At 66.0% G+C, this 15,663-nt stretch carries 16 protein-coding genes; 4 read left to right on the forward strand and 12 right to left on the reverse strand.

What is annotated here, in order from left to right; genetic code table 11:
- Window positions 1-3: 3 nt before the first annotated feature.
- The 3 genes from D1604_RS02955 to D1604_RS02965 are packed head-to-tail and all read right to left on the reverse strand — an operon-like array spanning window position 4 to window position 4,063.
- A complete protein-coding gene (locus D1604_RS02955; protein ID WP_119412117.1) occupies window positions 4-1,398 on the reverse strand; it encodes a phenylacetate--CoA ligase family protein in 1,395 nt (464 codons plus the stop codon).
- Window positions 1,395-2,765, reverse strand: a complete 1,371-nt coding sequence (locus D1604_RS02960; protein ID WP_119412118.1) for an MmgE/PrpD family protein — start codon at window positions 2,763-2,765, stop codon at window positions 1,395-1,397. The genes D1604_RS02955 and D1604_RS02960 overlap by 4 nt, the downstream gene beginning before the upstream one ends.
- On the reverse strand, window positions 2,762-4,063 hold the full coding sequence (locus tag D1604_RS02965; RefSeq protein WP_199683644.1) for an MmgE/PrpD family protein: 1,302 nt from the start codon (window positions 4,061-4,063) through the stop codon (window positions 2,762-2,764). The genes D1604_RS02960 and D1604_RS02965 overlap by 4 nt, the downstream gene beginning before the upstream one ends.
- Before the next feature lie 97 nt (window positions 4,064-4,160).
- On the opposite strand from D1604_RS02965, the gene D1604_RS15560 reads away from it, so the two are divergent.
- Entirely contained in the window at window positions 4,161-4,877 is a 717-nt protein-coding gene (locus D1604_RS15560; RefSeq protein WP_024352621.1) for a GntR family transcriptional regulator, read from the forward strand.
- A gap of 23 nt (window positions 4,878-4,900) precedes the next feature.
- Here the strand turns inward: D1604_RS15560 and D1604_RS02980 are convergent, their stop codons facing one another.
- The 8 genes from D1604_RS02980 to D1604_RS03015 form a co-directional block, all read right to left on the reverse strand.
- Window positions 4,901-6,010 carry a CaiB/BaiF CoA transferase family protein gene (locus D1604_RS02980; RefSeq protein WP_119412120.1) on the reverse strand — a complete coding sequence of 370 codons (1,110 nt, stop codon included), beginning with the start codon at window positions 6,008-6,010 and terminating at the stop codon, window positions 4,901-4,903.
- Window positions 6,010-7,161, reverse strand: coding sequence for a CaiB/BaiF CoA transferase family protein (locus D1604_RS02985; protein ID WP_119412121.1), 1,152 nt, complete (start codon window positions 7,159-7,161; stop codon window positions 6,010-6,012). Before D1604_RS02985 ends, D1604_RS02980 begins: the two co-directional genes overlap by 1 nt.
- Entirely contained in the window at window positions 7,161-8,348 is a 1,188-nt protein-coding gene (locus D1604_RS02990) for an acyl-CoA dehydrogenase family protein (RefSeq protein ID WP_119412122.1), read from the reverse strand. The genes D1604_RS02985 and D1604_RS02990 overlap by 1 nt, the downstream gene beginning before the upstream one ends.
- Complete coding sequence (locus D1604_RS02995) at window positions 8,348-8,869, reverse strand: MaoC family dehydratase (protein WP_119412123.1); 522 nt, start codon at window positions 8,867-8,869, stop codon at window positions 8,348-8,350. The genes D1604_RS02990 and D1604_RS02995 overlap by 1 nt, the downstream gene beginning before the upstream one ends.
- Before the next feature lie 10 nt (window positions 8,870-8,879).
- Window positions 8,880-9,683, reverse strand: a complete 804-nt coding sequence (locus D1604_RS03000) for an HpcH/HpaI aldolase/citrate lyase family protein (protein ID WP_119412124.1) — start codon at window positions 9,681-9,683, stop codon at window positions 8,880-8,882.
- 70 nt (window positions 9,684-9,753) lie between these two features.
- Window positions 9,754-10,665, reverse strand: coding sequence for a polysaccharide deacetylase family protein (locus D1604_RS03005; RefSeq protein ID WP_119412125.1), 912 nt, complete (start codon window positions 10,663-10,665; stop codon window positions 9,754-9,756).
- Window positions 10,665-11,501, reverse strand: coding sequence for an SDR family NAD(P)-dependent oxidoreductase (locus tag D1604_RS03010; protein WP_119412126.1), 837 nt, complete (start codon window positions 11,499-11,501; stop codon window positions 10,665-10,667). Before D1604_RS03010 ends, D1604_RS03005 begins: the two co-directional genes overlap by 1 nt.
- Entirely contained in the window at window positions 11,501-11,812 is a 312-nt protein-coding gene (locus D1604_RS03015) for an REDY-like protein HapK (protein ID WP_024352613.1), read from the reverse strand. The genes D1604_RS03010 and D1604_RS03015 overlap by 1 nt, the downstream gene beginning before the upstream one ends.
- 99 nt (window positions 11,813-11,911) lie before the next feature.
- Here D1604_RS03015 and D1604_RS03020 point away from each other — a divergent pair, with 99 nt between their 5' ends.
- Genes D1604_RS03020 through D1604_RS03030 form a run of 3 tightly spaced genes read left to right on the forward strand, consistent with a single transcriptional unit; the run spans window position 11,912 to window position 14,387 of the window.
- Window positions 11,912-13,138 carry a class I SAM-dependent methyltransferase gene (locus D1604_RS03020; RefSeq protein ID WP_119412127.1) on the forward strand — a complete coding sequence of 409 codons (1,227 nt, stop codon included), beginning with the start codon at window positions 11,912-11,914 and terminating at the stop codon, window positions 13,136-13,138.
- Complete coding sequence (locus tag D1604_RS03025) at window positions 13,135-13,500, forward strand: hypothetical protein (RefSeq protein ID WP_119412128.1); 366 nt, start codon at window positions 13,135-13,137, stop codon at window positions 13,498-13,500. Before D1604_RS03020 ends, D1604_RS03025 begins: the two co-directional genes overlap by 4 nt.
- Window positions 13,500-14,387, forward strand: a complete 888-nt coding sequence (locus D1604_RS03030) for a hypothetical protein (RefSeq protein WP_119412129.1) — start codon at window positions 13,500-13,502, stop codon at window positions 14,385-14,387. The genes D1604_RS03025 and D1604_RS03030 overlap by 1 nt, the downstream gene beginning before the upstream one ends.
- Here the strand turns inward: D1604_RS03030 and D1604_RS03035 are convergent.
- Window positions 14,378-15,631: an MFS transporter gene (locus D1604_RS03035; protein ID WP_119412130.1), complete on the reverse strand. Its 1,254-nt coding sequence runs from the start codon at window positions 15,629-15,631 to the stop codon at window positions 14,378-14,380. The two genes, D1604_RS03030 and D1604_RS03035, sit on opposite strands and share 10 nt — an antisense overlap.
- Window positions 15,632-15,663: the final 32 nt, after the last annotated feature.

The raw sequence follows: 15,663 nt of genomic DNA on the forward strand, positions 1-15,663 counted from the left end.
CCCTTACTTGTTGAACCGTTCGTCGATCAGGCGGATCGGCTTCTGTCGCACGTCGATCTGGGTCAGGGCGGCGGTGGCGCCGCGCTCTACCAGTTCAATCACCGGCTCGATGCCAATCTTGCGCTTCAGGATATCCCCGAAGGCCTTCGCCGTCGCTGGCGACAGGTCGGTCGCCTCGGCCACGACGATGAAGCTGTCGCGATCCTGAGCGTCGCGGGTCGCACGGCAGATGAACTCCTTGGCGAAGGCCGGATGCTCGTCCAGCATCGGACCGACGCCCTGCGGGAAGATGTTGATGCCGCGGATCTTCACCATATTGTCCGAGCGGCCCATGAACCCCTCGACCCGGCGGTATTCGACGCCGATGGAGGACTTGCCCGGCTTCCACTGGGTCACGTCGTGGGTGTTGAAGCGGATGATCGGATAGAGGTCGTCCTTGAACAGGCAGGTGCAGACCATGTCGCCGACCCCGCCGTCCTCGATCACCTTGCCGGTGTCGATGTCGCAGACCTCCAGATACTGGGCGTCTTCCTGGACATAGAGACCGTCGCGGTCCGGGCCCTCGGCGGCGATCAGGCCGGTGTCGCCGACGCCGTACCAGTCGAAGCATTCGGCGCCGCCCCACGCCTCGCCGATGGCGGCCTTGTCTTCGCGGCCCATGTGGCCTGAGATCATCCGCACCGGAATGTCGCGGCCCGGCTCCAGCCCCATCTCGCGGGCCACAGTCGCCAGCTTCTTGATGTAGTCGGCGAAGCCCACGATCACCGTGGCGCCGAAGTTCTTCATGATCTCGACCTGCTGCACCGAGCGGGTCTCGACGCCCGTGCCCGCCGACAGGAAGACGGCGCTGGTCCAGTGGGTCACGGCCTCGCGCACATAGTGGCCGCCGTTGATCATGCCGTGGCCGTAGACCGAGTGGACGATGTCATCGGGGCGCAGGCCCTGGAAGCGATAGAGGCGCGCCAGGAGGATGTTCTGCACCTCTCGGCTCTTGGGCCCGAACAGCAGGACCTGCGGCTTGCCCGTCGTGCCTGACGTGGTGTGCAGGATAACCGGCGGTCGCTGCTCATAACCCTCGAACCCTGCAAAATCGCCAAACGGCGGCTCCCGGTCCAAGCTGGCCATGATATCCGACTTGTCGAAGATCGGCAGGCGCGGCAGGTCTTCCAGCGAGCGGATATCGCCCCGCTCGATGCCCTTGTCGCCCCACAGGCGGCGATAGAAGTTCGTCTGCCAGGCCCGGTCGACGCAGCGCATGAAAAGCCGGTTCTGATGGGCCGTCAATTCGTCACGACTGACCGTCGTCGCATAGCGGGTGAAGGCGTCGCCGATGGGGTGGTCGGCGGTCAGGCCCTCGGGGGTCATGTCCTGCCAGTAGTGGCGATGCAGGTCGGTCATGCGTCTTCTCTCCCCGCAGCCAGGCGGAAAGCTCTGGCGGCGTCCTCTAACAACTCGAAATCGTCGATCAGCGCCGCCAACGGAGCGTGAACATGCGGCAGGCCGCCGAACCTCAGGCAGGCGGCCGCCTTGGCCATGTGCTGATCACGGCTCAACGGCCAGTCGGGCGCCCCGAACTGGGCTTGAAGCAGCAGGCGCGCCTCCCGCCCGTCAGTGAAGCGGGCGACAGCCTCGGCAGGCGCAAAGGCGGCCGGGTCGGGATTGTCGTTCACGACCACTTCGATCCTGCGCGCCAGATCCAGCACGGCCGGATCGGCCAAGGAATCCTCTGTGAAATCATCCAGCCCGACCGGCCGCCCGCGCATCAGGGTCACAGCCGACAACCACGCGGCGCACAGGCGGGCATAGGCGACGCTCATGCCTTCCATCGCCGGGCGGCCGACCAGATAGCGGATGATCGGCGGCGCGCTGTAGGTCAGACGCTCCAGCGTCGCAGGCGTCAGACCGTGATCGCGCATCAACATCTCGGTCGCGACGATACAGCCCTGAGCCGCGCGGCCAGTGGGATAGGGCTTCCAACTCACCTCGGCGATGCGGAAGCGGCGCCCCAGATCAGCCAACCCGTCGTCGAGATCGAAACGTCCCTCGAAAAGGGGCAGATAGCCGAACTTGCCGTCAATCGCGTGCAGCGGCCCCGGCAGGCCCGCGCGCGCCAGGTCCATCGCTGAAACGGCGTTGCGCGCCGCCTGTCCCATCTGCACGGGCAAGGTCGCCTTGCCCTCCACATGGGCCTGCATCGAACCCGAAGCGAACGAAAGGGCGTAGCCGAACGCGTCCAGCGCGACATGGCGCGGAGGCTGGGTCAAGCTGATCAAGGCCGCGACGCAGCCGAAAATTCCCGCCGTCGCCGGGCGGAAAAAGCGCAACGGATCAGACGCCGCGACGCCTAGCGCCGCTGAAACATCCACCCCCGCGACCAGAGCCGTCAGCACAGCCTCGCCGGTATAGGGACCGGATCGCTCAACCTCGGCGAACAGGGTCGCGACAATGGTCGCCAACGGATGCACGACCGCTGGTTCGTGGACGCAGTCGAACTCCTGACTGTGAATCTGAAAGGCGTTGACGAAGGCGGCCTGGGGCGCCGGCAACCGCTCGTCTGCCCGCCCGAGAACGGAACACCGGCCTCCTTCGCCCCAGGCTCGGGCGGCGGACAGCACGGCGTCAGCGAACGGAGCGTTGCGCCCCGCGACCCCGACGCACAGGCTGTCATGCAGGAATGTCTTGGCGGCGGCCTGAGCCGCAGCATCGACATCGGTCCACCGCAGGGACAGGGCGTGGTCGATCAAACGCTCGCCGGGATTGGTCATCGCGCGCCCTCGCCCATCGCTGCAATCGCCCAAAGATCAGCCAGTGTCGCCCCGTCGCCCAGGGCTAGGGCCGCCGCGATCAACTCATCGGCTTCCGCTTCAGCCAGGCCGCCCCAGGCGAACAAGGCGTGCGCCTTGGCGATCAGGGCCGGTTCATCCAGCGGCTTCTCGGGATCGCCCAGCGCATCGGGCGCCTCGGCGCTGGCGACACCGCCATCGGCCAGAACAGCCTGCGCGACGGCGCCGAAGCGGGCCGGATAGCGGGCGTCGCACCCTGCGTTCCGGCCCAGTTCGATCTGGGCGCGGACCGCCGCCACAACGGGATCGGAGATGACGTCCATGGTGAAACGTGTCAGGGCGGCGTCGCCGTACAGCCAGGCGACGGCCGCCGCGTGCTGCAACGAGAATTTGGCCTCGCCTGAGGTGCGCGGGGTCAATCGATCGCAAAAGGTCAGGGCGTCGCCATAGGCGCCGATCCGCAAGACCCGCAGGGATCGCCCTGCGGCCTGCTCGCGCAGGGCCAGAACCGCATCTATGGCCGCATGTGCGTGACGACAGGCGGCATGGGGCTTGAAGCTGACCCCATGGATCGCCCACGTCTCAGCGCCGTCCGTAATGTCGTCAGGCGAGCCATCCGGGCACAGCCCGTGAAAAAAGCCGTGCGGCCCCTCGAAAATCTCCAGCGGTCCGGCATAGCCGTCACGCGCCAGAAAGGCCGACGCCAGTCCGTTGGCGGCCGCGCGTCCATCGTGCAGGGCCTTGGTGAAGACCGGCTCATGCCGCACCTGCCACAGACCGAAGGCCTGCTGTCCCGCATTGCCGAGAGCCCAGGCCGTCCGCAACAGATCAAGTCCCAGCACAGAGGCCGCCCCGGCCGCCGCGCCGAAGCCTCCGCAACTGGCCGTGACATGGAACCGGCTGGCGTGGTGCGGTCCGACGGAGCGACCGACGCGGATCATGGCTTCATAGCCGCGCACTGCGGCGTCCAGAACCGCCGCCCCATCGTCCACGCCCGCCGCGTCCGCGGCCGCCAGAACGGCGGGAAAGATCACTGGCCCCGGATGCAGCAGACCACGCTTGTCCACGTCGTCCATTTCCAGCAGAGCGCCCGCCGGACCATTGGCCAGGGCCGCCGCCTGAGGACCGCAACGCCGCCCCCGGATCACATGGCACGGCCCTTCGCCTTCCAGCATGGCCAGACGACGCGGCTCAGCCGCGCCGGGCTCAGCCGAGCCTGCTATGGCGCAGGCCAGCCAGTCCAGCAGATGCAGCCTGGCTCTGGCGCGATCGGCGGCCATTGGCGGGTGCGCCAGACGTTCGGCCAGACGCAGGGATAAGCTTTCCCTTTGCCTGGACATAATGCCAAAAGATGATTCCGTCGCACGAAGGTCAGACATGAGCCAACCTCGCTACCGCCAACTGGCCGATTCCCTGAAAGCGGACATTGTTGCGGGCCGTTATCCCGTCGGCAGCCAGCTGCCGCCCGAATATGAGCTGTGCGAGCTGCACGACGTATCCCGCCATACCGCCCGCGACGCCCTGCGCCTGTTGCTGGAAGAAGGACTGGTCGAGCGCCGCCGGGGCGTCGGCACCACCGTTCTTCGTACGCGCGGCTCCCCAGCCTTTGTCCAGCCTCTGGGCGGCGTGACGGAGCTTATGCAGTACGCACGCGAGGCCCGCCTGGAAATCCGCAGCGCGGGACTGCGCCGTCTGGACGCCGACGAACAGAAGCGGCTGGACGTGAAGTCCGACGACGCCTGGCTCATCGTTTCCGGGCTGCGGCGCAACGAAGGCAAGCCGGTCGCCCTGTCCCAGATCTACGTCGCCCCCGCCTATGCAGACATCGCCACCCGACTGCGTGATTGGGACGGCGCCCTGCACGAACTGATCGCACAGGATTTCGGCGTCACAGTCCATCGGATCGAACAGGAAATCGTGGCCCTGCCGCTGGACGCCGAACAGGGACGCATCCTGAAGGCCGAGCGCGGCGGGGCCGCCCTGCAGACCCTTCGTCGCTACTATGACCGCGACGACGCCCTGATGCTGGCGTCGGATACGACCCACCCTGGCGCCCGCTTCGTCTACGCCATGAGCTACAGACGCGACGCCTGATCCACCAAGGCCGACACCGCCCTTCATCGCCAAAAAACCGCATCAGGCTTCGCAGGCTCGCCAGGCAGGCGCGCGTCGATGCGTGCCGGCTCGTTCCGGAATCGCAGCGGCGTACCCACCACCTCATCGCCGTCAGCATCCACGCCGAACATGCCGCGCTGGGCCGTCGCGGGATCAGCGAAGGCTTCTTTCAGGGTACGAACCGGCGCGAAGCAGACGTCGCGCCCCTTGAACCAGTTCTCCCAATCCGCACGCGTCCGGGCGATGAAGGTCTCGCGCAGAAAGGTCCGCAAGGGCTCCTGTTCCGGGCCGGGCGGCAGGGCCGCGACCGCGATCAGATCAGGCCGGTCCAGCGCCGTCAGCAGGTTCGTGGCGAACTTCAGCTCTGAGCCGCCCAGAACGATCCACTGGCCATCGGCGCATTCATAGAGGTTGTAGAAGGCTGCGCCGCCCCAGGACCGCTCGTCCTTGGGATTGTGCGCCTGACCCGTCGCGAAAATGCGGCCCGTGACGTTGGGCGTCCAGGCCAGGGTGCTGTCGTACATGGAGACGTCGAGATAGTCCCCCTGCCCGGTCGTGGTCCGCCGCAGCAGGGCCATCAGCACGCCCGACAGGGCGGCCAGCGAAGAGAAGGCGTCAGCCACCGGCATATGCGGCATGGCGGGCTTGCCGTCCTGTCCTTCGTTGAGCGAGACGACGCCGGCCAGGGCCTGCACCGCGACATCATGCGCAGGCAGATCGCGATAGGCGCCGTCCTGACCAAAGGCGCTGATGGCGCAATAGACGACGCCGGGATTATAGGCGCGCACGGCGTCGTAGCCGACGCCCAGCCGATCAGCCACGCCGGGACGGAAAGCTTCGACGATCACGTCCGCCTCGGCCGCCAGGGCGTGGAAGGCGGCCAGACCCTCGGGCGTCTTCAGGTTCAGACTGACGCTGCGCTTGCCCCTGTGGGTGTTGCGGAACCAGACCGAAGCGCCGTTCTTGACGTAGCCGATGTGACGCGTCGGCTCGCCCTCGCCCGGCGGTTCTATCTTGATCACGTCGGCGCCGTGGTCCGCCATCATCAGCGTCAGCATCGGTCCCGGCAGGAACAGGGACAGGTCCAGAACCTTGACGCCTTCCAGCTTCATCAGGCCGCGCCTTCATCCAGCAGTTCGGCGTTGTGCTCGCCCATCAGCGGGGCGCGGACGCCCGAGGCTCGCCTACCGTCGATCTTGATCGGACAGGCCAGCAGGTGCAGCCCCTCCGGCCGTTCCGGATGGTCGACCACATCGCGCATACCGACCTCGGCGACGTAAGGGTTGTCCAGCGCCTCCTTCAGGCCGCGCACGGGTGCGAAGGGGACCTGACCGCCCAGAAGGGTCAGCCAGTCGTCGGTCGGCTTGGTCTGCATCACCGCGTCCAGCGCCTCAGTCAGGGCCTCGATGTTCGCCCGGCGGGTCGGGATGTCGGCGAAACGCGGGTCGGCTTTCAGGTCCGGACGCTCGACCACGGTGCAGAAGGCGTCCCAGAATTTGGGCGTCTGGCACATCAGCATGGCCCAGCCGTCGGCCGTCCGAACCAGTTGCGACGGAGCGATGGAAGGATGAGCCGCGCGCGGCATCCGCTCGATCTCATAACCCTCGTTCATGGCCCAGGTCGCTGGATAGGAGGTCTGGTGCAGGGCCACGTCGAATAGGGACACGTCCACGTCGCAGCCCGCGCCCGTCCGGCGCGCGCCCAGGATCGCCGAGACGACCCCTAGCGCAAACACTGACCCGGTCATGAAATCGACCATCGACAGGCCAAACCGGATGGGAGGACCGTCCGGCTCGCCCGTCAAGCTCATGAACCCCGCCTCGGCCTGCATCAGATAGTCGTAGCCGGGCCAGGTCTTGCGCGAGTTGTCGCGACCGTAGGCCGACAGGTGGCCGCAGACGATCGACGGCTTGATCGCCTTCAGGTCGTCATGGGTGATCTTCAGCTTGGCGGGCTGATCGCCGCGCAGGTTGTTGACTACGGCGTCGGCGGCGCCGACCAGGCGCTCGAAGGCGGCCCGGCCCTCGGGTGTCTTCAGCTCGATCGTCACCGACTTCTTGCCGCGCGAGAAGGTCTGGAAGAAGTGGCTGTCGTTCTCGCCCAGGAAGAAGGGACCCGTGGCGCGACTGACGTCGCCGCCCATCGACACCGCCTCGATCTTGATGACCTCGGCGCCCAGTTCGCTGAGCAGTTGGGTGCCGTAGGGGCCTGCGCCATATTGTTCGACGGCGACGACGCGGACGCCTTCCAGAGGACGATTCATCAGACCTTGTTCCGCGCGATCAGCTGTTTGGCGATGATGATGCGCTGGATCTCGTTCGAGCCTTCGCCGATGCACATCAGGGGGGCGTCGCGATACAGGCGCTCGACCATGAACTCCTTGGAATAGCCGTAGGCGCCGTGGATGCGCATGGCCTCGGTGGCGACTTCCAGCGCCGTCTCGGAGGCGAAGAATTTGGCCATGCCGGCCTCCATGTCCACGCGCTCGCCACGGTCGTAGAGACGCGCCGCATCCTCGACCAGAAGCTCGGACGCGCGGACCTTGGTCGCCATCTCGCCCAGCTTGGTCTGGATGGCCTGATGCTCGCAGATGGGCTTGCCCATCGTCCTGCGTTCCTGGGAGTAGCGCACGGCTTCCTTGAGGGCGCGTCGGGCCACGCCGACGCCGCGCGCGGCGACGTTGATGCGGCCGATCTCCAGCCCGCCGGTAGCCATGAAGAAGCCCTGCCCCTCCTCGCCGCCGATCAGGCACAGTTCGGCGTCGCACTCATAGCCGTCAAAGGCGATCTCGCCGGTGTCGACGCCCTTGTAGCCCAGCTTGGGCAGTTTGCGGCCCGCCTGCACGCCCGGCAGAGGTGCGCGGGTTTCCGGGTCGATCTTGGGCGTGATCAACATGCTCATCCCCTTGTAGCGGGGGCTAGCCTCGGGATCGGTCTTCACCAGCAGGGCCAGACAGTGGCCGTTGACGACGTTGGTGATCCAGGTCTTGGCGCCGTTGACGACGTATTTGTCGCCCACGCGGCGGGCCGTGGTGCGGATGCCCTGAAGGTCGGTGCCCGCGTCCGGCTCGGTCAGGCCGAGGCAGCCGCGCAATTCGCCCGCCGCGAACCTGGGCAGCCAATAGTCCTTCTGCTTCTGGGTGCCGAACTTCTGTACGACGATGGCCATCATCAGGTGGGAGTTGAACACGCCCGTCAGGCTCATCCACTCTTCGCTGATCCGCGCCACAATGCGCGAATAGGTCGTCGCCGACAGGCCCAGCCCGCCGTACTCCGGATCGATCAGAGCGCCGAACAGGCCCAAGTCGATCATGTCCTGAACCAGTTCCGCCGGATACTCGTCGTCATGCTCCAGCTGCATGGCGACGGGGGCGACCTTCTGCTCCAGCCACTTGTCGATGGCGTCCAGGATGGCGCGTTCGTCGGCCTCGGTGATGTGGGATTCGCTCATCAGTAGTGGCCCACCTTGTCCTCGACGGCGTTGCCGCGCGCGGGGATCAGCAGGTTGCGCTTGAAGGTGCACACGACCTCGCCCCGCTGGTTCCTGCCGATGGTGTTGATGGTGACGATGCCCTGGCCAGGACGCGACTTGCTCTCGCGTTTCTCCAGCACCTCGCTCTCGCCGTAGATGGTGTCGCCGGCGAAGACGGGGGCGGTGAATTTGACCTCGTCCATGCCCAGGTTGGCGATGGCCTTCTGGCTGGTGTCGGTCACGCTCATGCCGATCAGCAGGGCCAGGGTATAGGGACTGACCACCAGGTTCTTCTTGAACTCCGAAGCGGCCGCGAACTCGGCGTCGAAATGCATCGGATGGGTGTTGAGCGTCAGCAGGGTGAACAGGTGATTGTCGTATTCCGTCACCGTCTTTCCGGGGCGGTGCTCATAGACGTCGCCGACGACGAAATCCTCGAAATAGCGGCCGAAGGTCTCGCGATAGCGTTGCGGGCCGACCTGTTTGACGTTCTGGACCATGATTGGACTCTCAGCTTCTTTTTGCGGTGTCGAGGACGCGCTCGGCGGCCCTCAGAATGGGAAGATCGATCAGCTTGCCGTTCAGCAGGGCCGGGCCGCCCTCGGCCGCCTTAAAAATCTCGATGACCTTGTTGGCGTGGTCGACCTGGGCCGGCGTGGGAGTCAGCGCCTCGTGCACGCCCTTGACCTGATCAGGATGGATGCAGGCGCGGCCGGTAAAGCCCATAGCCCGCACGCGGCGCGTCGCTGCGATCAGCCCGTCCGGATCGCGGACATCGAGGAAGGGCACGTCCAGAAGCTGCACCCCCGCCCGCGCGCAGGCTGCGACCAGCCGTCCCCGCGCATAGGCCAGGGCGTCCCATTCCATGTCCGAACCGATATCGACCGAATAGTCGGCGCCGCCGAACAGCACCCCCTGAAGTCCCGGCGCGGCGGCGATGTCCCAGGCGTTCTTCAGGCCCTCGGCCGACTCGATCACGACCCAGAGCGGAGCGTGATCCGGCCCCAACTTCTGCGACAGCAAGGCGAACTGATCGGCGCTTTCAGCCTTGGGCAGCATGATCAGCGTCAGGCCTGAAACGCCCTTCAAGGCCTCGACGTCCGCCTCGAACCAGGGCGTCCCCACGCCGTTGATGCGCACCGCCGCCGGGCGCGTAGCGACGAAGGCCGCCGTCGCCGCCCTCGCCTCATCCTTGGACTGTGGCGGGGTGCCGTCTTCCAGGTCGATACAGGTTACGTCGGCGCCTGCCGCCAGCGCCTTTTCAAACCGCTCGGGTCTGGCGCCGGGAACGAAGAGAAGAGAACGGTGGATCATGGAACTCACACTTAATTGTCCGGACAATCTAGGAGGCAGAATTTGTCCGGTCAAACAGTTTCAAACGGCTTCAGACTGAAGGCGGCGGAACAGCGGCGGCGAAGGCGGCGGCGATCTCTTCGCGCGAGGCGATCCAGATATCCGACCGGGTCTTCACATGATCCAGAAAAGCCTTGAAGGCGCCGATCCGACCGGGGCGGCCGATGATCCGCAGATGCAGACCCAGGCTCATGTAGCGAGCCCCCAACTCATTCGCTTCGTCGTACAACTGGTCGAAAGTGTCGATGGCGTAGGCCGTCCAATTCTGGGGCGTCAGCGACGGCGCCAGCCAGAACTTCATGTCGTTGGAATCGATGGCGTAGGGCAGCACAACCATCGGCGACTTCGACCCGTCCGCCATCTCGACCAGATCCCAATAGGGGAAGTCGTCGGAGTAGTCGTCCATATGATAGGCGAACCCCTCCTCCACCAGCAGGCGCCGTGTGATGTCGGTATGGAGATAGCGCGACAGCCAGCCTGACGGACGCTTGCCGGTCGTCTGCACCAGCGAGTCGCGGCCCTTGCGGATATAGTCGCGCTCGGCCTCTTCCTTCATCCAGTACTGGTGCGCCCAACGCCAGCCGTGGCAGCAGACCTCGTCGCCGCGCGCGACAATAGCCTCGGCCAGCCAGGGCGCGCGTTCCAGCGCCAGGGCCGCTGCGGTCCAGGTCGCCTTGACCCCCGCACGGTCCAGTTCACGCAGCACGCGCGGCGCCCCGGCGCGGATGCCGTACTGATAGTTGCTCTCATTGCCGTGGACGCGCATCGCCCGCTTGGGCGAGGCCGACAGTTCATCGACGGGCTCCGGGCCACGGTCGCCGTCAAGAATATTCTGCTCGGCGCCTTCCTCGACATTGACGACGATGGATAGGGCCAGCTTGGCGCCGTTCGGCCAGGTGAAGCCTTCCGGCGCGAGGGCGGGCGTGGCGGGCGGGCGGTTCATTAATGCGGCTCCTCTCCGCCCGAGACGTTGAGGCTCTCGGCGGTGATGTAGGCGGCCTCCTCAGAGCAGAGGAAGGCGACGGCGTTGGCGGTGTCCTGGGTCAGACCGGGGCGCTGCATCGGGATGCGTGCGGCCATCTTCTGCAGATAGTCCTCGACCGAATCCGCCCCGGTAACCTTGGCGAAATACTCGTTCTGCCACGCGCCCAGACCAGTGGTGACGTGGTTCGGGCAGACGTTGTTGACGGTGATCCCCAGCGGGCCCAGTTCGATGGCGGCCGAGCGCACAAGGCCGACAAGGCCATGCTTTGACGCTGTATAGGCCTGAGCATGAGGAAAGCCGGACTTGGCGGCCTGACTGGCGATGTTGACGATGCGGCCGCCTTTTTTCTGCGCCGCCATTATGCGGGCGGCCGCCTGAAGGCCGAAGAAGGCGCCGGTCAGATTGACGCCGATGACAGCGCTCCAGTCGTCTGGCTTCACCTCAAGCAAGGGCTTCATGATGTAGCCGATGCCGGCGTTATTGACCCAGATATCCAGGCCGCCGTGCGCCGAGACCGCATGGTCGGCCAGGGCCTGAACCTGAACCGGATCACGCACGTCGCAGGCGAAAGTCGAGGCCGCCCCGCCCAACGCGCGCAGATCGTCGGCGATGGCCTCCATCTCCTCGGTAGCCCCGATCATGGCGCCGGGCGTCGCGGCGTCGCGCGAGGCGCCAATATCGGAAACGACCACCGCCGCGCCCTCTGACGCCAGGCGGACGGCGATAGCTTCGCCCAGACCGTGACGGCGGCCCGATCCGGTGACGACCGCAACCTTGCCGGTAAAGCGACCCATCAGAGCCGCTCGGTCAGAACAAAGACGACATCCGCCATGCCCTGGAAGTCGCCGGCGATCTTCTGCATCAGGGGCGTGGCCACGTCCTGGCCGAACGCCTCCATGTCCGCCACGTCGATGATCTCGAAATAGGCATAGGGCGGCGGCGCATCCGAACCGAGAACGGCGGTAGAGCGAAACACCTCGAATCGCTCGATGGACGGAAGGCCCGTCACGGTCGGAATGTCCGTCGATCGCGCCCAGGCTTCATAGTCGGCGACCGACACCCCAGGCTTCAGATTGAAATAGGCGATGATCCGGGTGCCGGCCATCTGCGTCCTCCCCTATCAGGCGGCAGCCTTGCGCCGCCGTGTCAGATAAAGATATAAACATAGACCATTTGCTTGGGAAAGCCCGGAAGCGAGGTTTGCATGACCGCCTCCCCCTCCATCGCCAACGCCGGTCCGGCCCAGACCTATGACGGGCCGCCGGACTATCAGGCCGTCGGACGCCACGCCGTCTTTCCGGAAACGGACCACGACGAGGTCGCGCGGCTGAACTTTCTGGCGCAGATGAATCGGCACCTGTCGACCCGCGTGATGCCGTTCGTGAAGACGGCGTGGGAGCAGCGTGTAGAGCCGAATCTGGTCAAGACATCCGGACAACCGAAGTCGCGCCATGATGTCCGTAAGGCGCTGACCGCCGACCCCATGTTCCAGACCTGGTCCGCCCTTCGTCGCCTGACGATGGAGCAGCGCCAGCAGGCTGGTCGCTGGACTGCCGTGCGTCAGGCCGAAAGCCTGGCCGCCAAGGTCCGTGACCTGACCGAAGGCGATCCCCGCCTGCAACTGGACCCCGACCTGCCGATCCCGCGCTATGTTTCAGCGGTCGATCACCACTGCATGCCCGGCAGCTATCATTCGGAACTGTTCGAGGGCGATGTCAGCGTCGCCGCCAGCTATGATCACGGGATCTTCGCCACCACCGGCGGCATGCTGGGCCGCTATCTGGACGGCGGCGGTCAGGCCGTGGCCGCCTGGATGAAGAAGACCCATCCCGATTTCCAGCCGCGCCGCATCCTCGATATCGGCTGCACCCTGGGGCACAACATCGTGCCGATCGCCCAGGCCTTCCCCCAGGCGGAAGTGATCGCCATCGACGTGGGCGCCCCCATGCTGCGCTATGGGCTGGCGCGGGCCAAGTCGCTGGGCGTCGAGAACATCACCTTCGTTCAGGCTGACGGCTCGGATCTGTCGCGTTGGGGGGACGGCCATTTCGACTGGGTGCAGACAACCATGTTCCTGCACGAACTGTCCTACGCCTCGATGAAGGCGATCTTCGCCGAGAGCCATCGCGTCCTGGCGCCCGGCGGCTTCGTCCTGCACGTCGAACAGCCGCAGTACACGCCGGATATGTCGCTGTTCGAACAGGCGATGCGCGACTGGGACTGCTTCTACAACAACGAGCCCTTCTGGAGCACGCTGCACGAGATCGATCTGGACGGCTGGCTGGTCGAGGCGGGCTTTGCGCGCGATCGCCTGCTGCATGTCGGCGTGACCGCCGTGGTCGACCGGGAGTTGTTCCCCGACGCCGCAGACGACGACAGCGAAGATTTCGGCCGCAAGGCCGCCTGGCACGTCATCGGAGCCCGCAAATGAGCCTGCCCCTCGCCCTCGACGTCGCCTCGGCCAAGCCGGCAGGCAAACGCCCCTATTTCATGGAGCAGGAGGTCGAGCGGGTTCTGGGCATCGCCATGGCGGCGGTGCAGGAACTGGCCGTCGCCCGCCAGCGCATGGACACCCTGGAGCGGATACTGGAGGCCAAGGGCGTGATGACGCGCGACGAAATCAACGCCTTCCGTCCGGACGCCGATCAGGCCGCCGAGCGAGGCCTGTGGATGCAGGAATACCTGGTGCGCATCCTGCGCAACGTACAACAGGAAGGCGAGGCCATCAAAGCCGACGCCAGGGGCGACATCCGATCCGAAGAAGTGGCCACAGAGCTCTCGGAAGACGCCTGATGCAGATGCTACGCGCGGCGACCCTGACGACGCCCGACCCTCAGGGCGCCGCCCGCCGCTATGGCGAATGGCTGGGTTATGAAACGGTAGAGACCAGCTTCATCGAGGCTCCTCTGGCCGCCAGTTGGGGCGCGCCCGCCGTCGAAGGAAAATGTCAGGTCGTTTGCAGGCCGGAATCGGGCGCGCCGCTTTTCGTGCGTTTCGTCGAAGGAGAGGCGCCGCAGTCCTATCGCCCCTTGCGTTCCTTCGGCTGGGCGGCGACCGAGATCTGCGTCTCAGACGTTCTTGCCGTGCATGACCGGATGCAGCAGCCGGGCTGTCCGTTCGAAGTGATCGGGCCGCCGCGCCGTCTGGACGGCATGCCCATGATCCACGCCATGCAGGTGCGCGGCCCGGATGGCGAGATCGTCTATCTGACGCAGATCGAGGACGACCCGCCGGGGATGCGCCTGCCGCGTGCGCGCAGCCTGATCGACCGGATCTTTATCATGGTCCTGGCCTGCTCGGACCTGGAAGCCTCCAAGAGCTGGATCGAAGCCGTCCTTGGCGCGAAGACGACGCCCACGATGACGATCACCTACACCATGCTGGCCAAGGCTTTTGACTTGCCGGTCGAGCGCAAGCACCCGATCGCTATGGCCCTGCATGACAGCGACGGCTTCCTGGAGTTGGATCAATACCCGGAAGCCGCCGTTCAGCGGCCGCGTGGCCAGGGCAAGCTGTTTCCCGGCGTGGCCATGACCACCTTCGTCCATCCCGACCTGAAGGCCGTGGGTGCGCCGTGGTTTTGCGCCCCGAGCGTGCGTGAAGGCGCGATCTACGAAGGCAAGGCTGTCGGGACCGTGGTCGGCCCCGACGAAACCCTGATCGAGTTGGTTCAGGCCTGATCGAACCGGCGATAACGCCCCATCAGCAGCAGCAGCACCGCCGAGATCAGCAGCAGCACCGCCGAGACGTGTAGAGGCCCCGCATAGGAACCGCTCTTGTCGAAGCCTGCGCCGAACACCACCGGCCCGAACCCGGCGCCCAGGGCGAAGAAGCCATAGAGGGCGCCATAGATGCCGCCATAGCCCTTCATTCCGAAATAGCGCGCGACCAGGAAGGCCATCAGGTCGTATTCCAGACCCGCCGCAAAACCGATGACGAAGATCGACAGCGCCGTCACCGTCACATCCGTTCCGCCCGCCGCCAGGTGCCAATAGGCCAGGGCGGGAATAGCCAGGAAGATAAAGGCCACGCCCGGCGCCCAGAAGCGGTCGATCAGCCAGCCGCCCAGGATACGCCCGATAATCACCGACAGGCCGATCAGCGAGGCCAGCCAGACGATGTCCGAGGCGCCGAAACCGGCCTGCCCCAGGATTTTCTCCATGTTCGGGATCGAGCCGCCGACGGCGAAGCTGACCAGCAGGAAGGCTGCGCCCAGCAGCCAGAAGCGCCATTCACGCAGGGTCTGGCCGAACGTCAGCCCCGGCGTGCTCTCGGACAAGGCCGCCTGACGTGCGCGCCGCTCGGCGACGCTTTCACCGGCGGCGGCGCCCTTGTCCTTGAACCAGAAATAACCGATCGGCAGCGCCAGGATCAGAGGCAGCGCGCCGATCGCCACATAGGCGCCGCGCCAACCGAACTCAGCCACCAGCCAGGCCGTCAGCGGCTTGACCAGGAAGCCGAACAGGCCGGTTCCCAACAACGCCACGCCCAGGGCCAGGCCCTTGCGCGCCTCGAACCAGTTATTGACGGCCCGCGTCCAGGTGATGGGCAGCGTCCCCGCCCCCGCCACGGCCATGACGGCCCAGGTGGCGTAGTAGAGGACCAGCGAGCCGTTCGACAGGGCGAAACCCATGAAGCTGAAGCCGAACAGCACGACCGAGATCAGCGCCACCAGTCGAACGCCGAACCGGTCCGCCAGCATCCCGACCACAGGCGCCGCCAGCAATACCGTCAAGGTCATGACCGTCAGCCCGGCCATGATCTGTCCGAAGCCCCAGCCAAAGGCCTGGGCCAGGTGGGGCGCCAGCGCGCCGGTCGTATAAAGGGGGACGGGCGACAGCCCCAATCCGATCCCCAGCATGGCGGCGACCACTACTGGCCACCCCTGGCGGAATTCGCCGTATCCGCTCGCCTTCTCGTTCATTTCGCCTCTTCCCTGTTTTTCTTTCGGCTTCT

The sequence above is a fragment of the Brevundimonas sp. LPMIX5 genome (assembly GCF_003576505.1).
In the GTDB taxonomy this organism is placed as follows: domain Bacteria; phylum Pseudomonadota; class Alphaproteobacteria; order Caulobacterales; family Caulobacteraceae; genus Brevundimonas; species Brevundimonas naejangsanensis.

Coding starts and splice junctions, on each gene's coding strand:
- D1604_RS02955 (WP_119412117.1), bottom strand. CDS start 1,398: ATGACCGACCTGCATCGCCACTACTGGCAGGACATGACCCCCGAGGGC.
- D1604_RS02960 (WP_119412118.1), bottom strand. CDS start 2,765: ATGACCAATCCCGGCGAGCGTTTGATCGACCACGCCCTGTCCCTGCGG.
- D1604_RS02965 (WP_199683644.1), bottom strand. CDS start 4,063: ATGGCCGCCGATCGCGCCAGAGCCAGGCTGCATCTGCTGGACTGGCTG.
- D1604_RS15560 (WP_024352621.1), top strand. CDS start 4,161: ATGAGCCAACCTCGCTACCGCCAACTGGCCGATTCCCTGAAAGCGGAC.
- D1604_RS02980 (WP_119412120.1), bottom strand. CDS start 6,010: ATGAAGCTGGAAGGCGTCAAGGTTCTGGACCTGTCCCTGTTCCTGCCG.
- D1604_RS02985 (WP_119412121.1), bottom strand. CDS start 7,161: ATGAATCGTCCTCTGGAAGGCGTCCGCGTCGTCGCCGTCGAACAATAT.
- D1604_RS02990 (WP_119412122.1), bottom strand. CDS start 8,348: ATGAGCGAATCCCACATCACCGAGGCCGACGAACGCGCCATCCTGGAC.
- D1604_RS02995 (WP_119412123.1), bottom strand. CDS start 8,869: ATGGTCCAGAACGTCAAACAGGTCGGCCCGCAACGCTATCGCGAGACC.
- D1604_RS03000 (WP_119412124.1), bottom strand. CDS start 9,683: ATGATCCACCGTTCTCTTCTCTTCGTTCCCGGCGCCAGACCCGAGCGG.
- D1604_RS03005 (WP_119412125.1), bottom strand. CDS start 10,665: ATGAACCGCCCGCCCGCCACGCCCGCCCTCGCGCCGGAAGGCTTCACC.
- D1604_RS03010 (WP_119412126.1), bottom strand. CDS start 11,501: ATGGGTCGCTTTACCGGCAAGGTTGCGGTCGTCACCGGATCGGGCCGC.
- D1604_RS03015 (WP_024352613.1), bottom strand. CDS start 11,812: ATGGCCGGCACCCGGATCATCGCCTATTTCAATCTGAAGCCTGGGGTG.
- D1604_RS03020 (WP_119412127.1), top strand. CDS start 11,912: ATGACCGCCTCCCCCTCCATCGCCAACGCCGGTCCGGCCCAGACCTAT.
- D1604_RS03025 (WP_119412128.1), top strand. CDS start 13,135: ATGAGCCTGCCCCTCGCCCTCGACGTCGCCTCGGCCAAGCCGGCAGGC.
- D1604_RS03030 (WP_119412129.1), top strand. CDS start 13,500: ATGCAGATGCTACGCGCGGCGACCCTGACGACGCCCGACCCTCAGGGC.
- D1604_RS03035 (WP_119412130.1), bottom strand. CDS start 15,631: ATGAACGAGAAGGCGAGCGGATACGGCGAATTCCGCCAGGGGTGGCCA.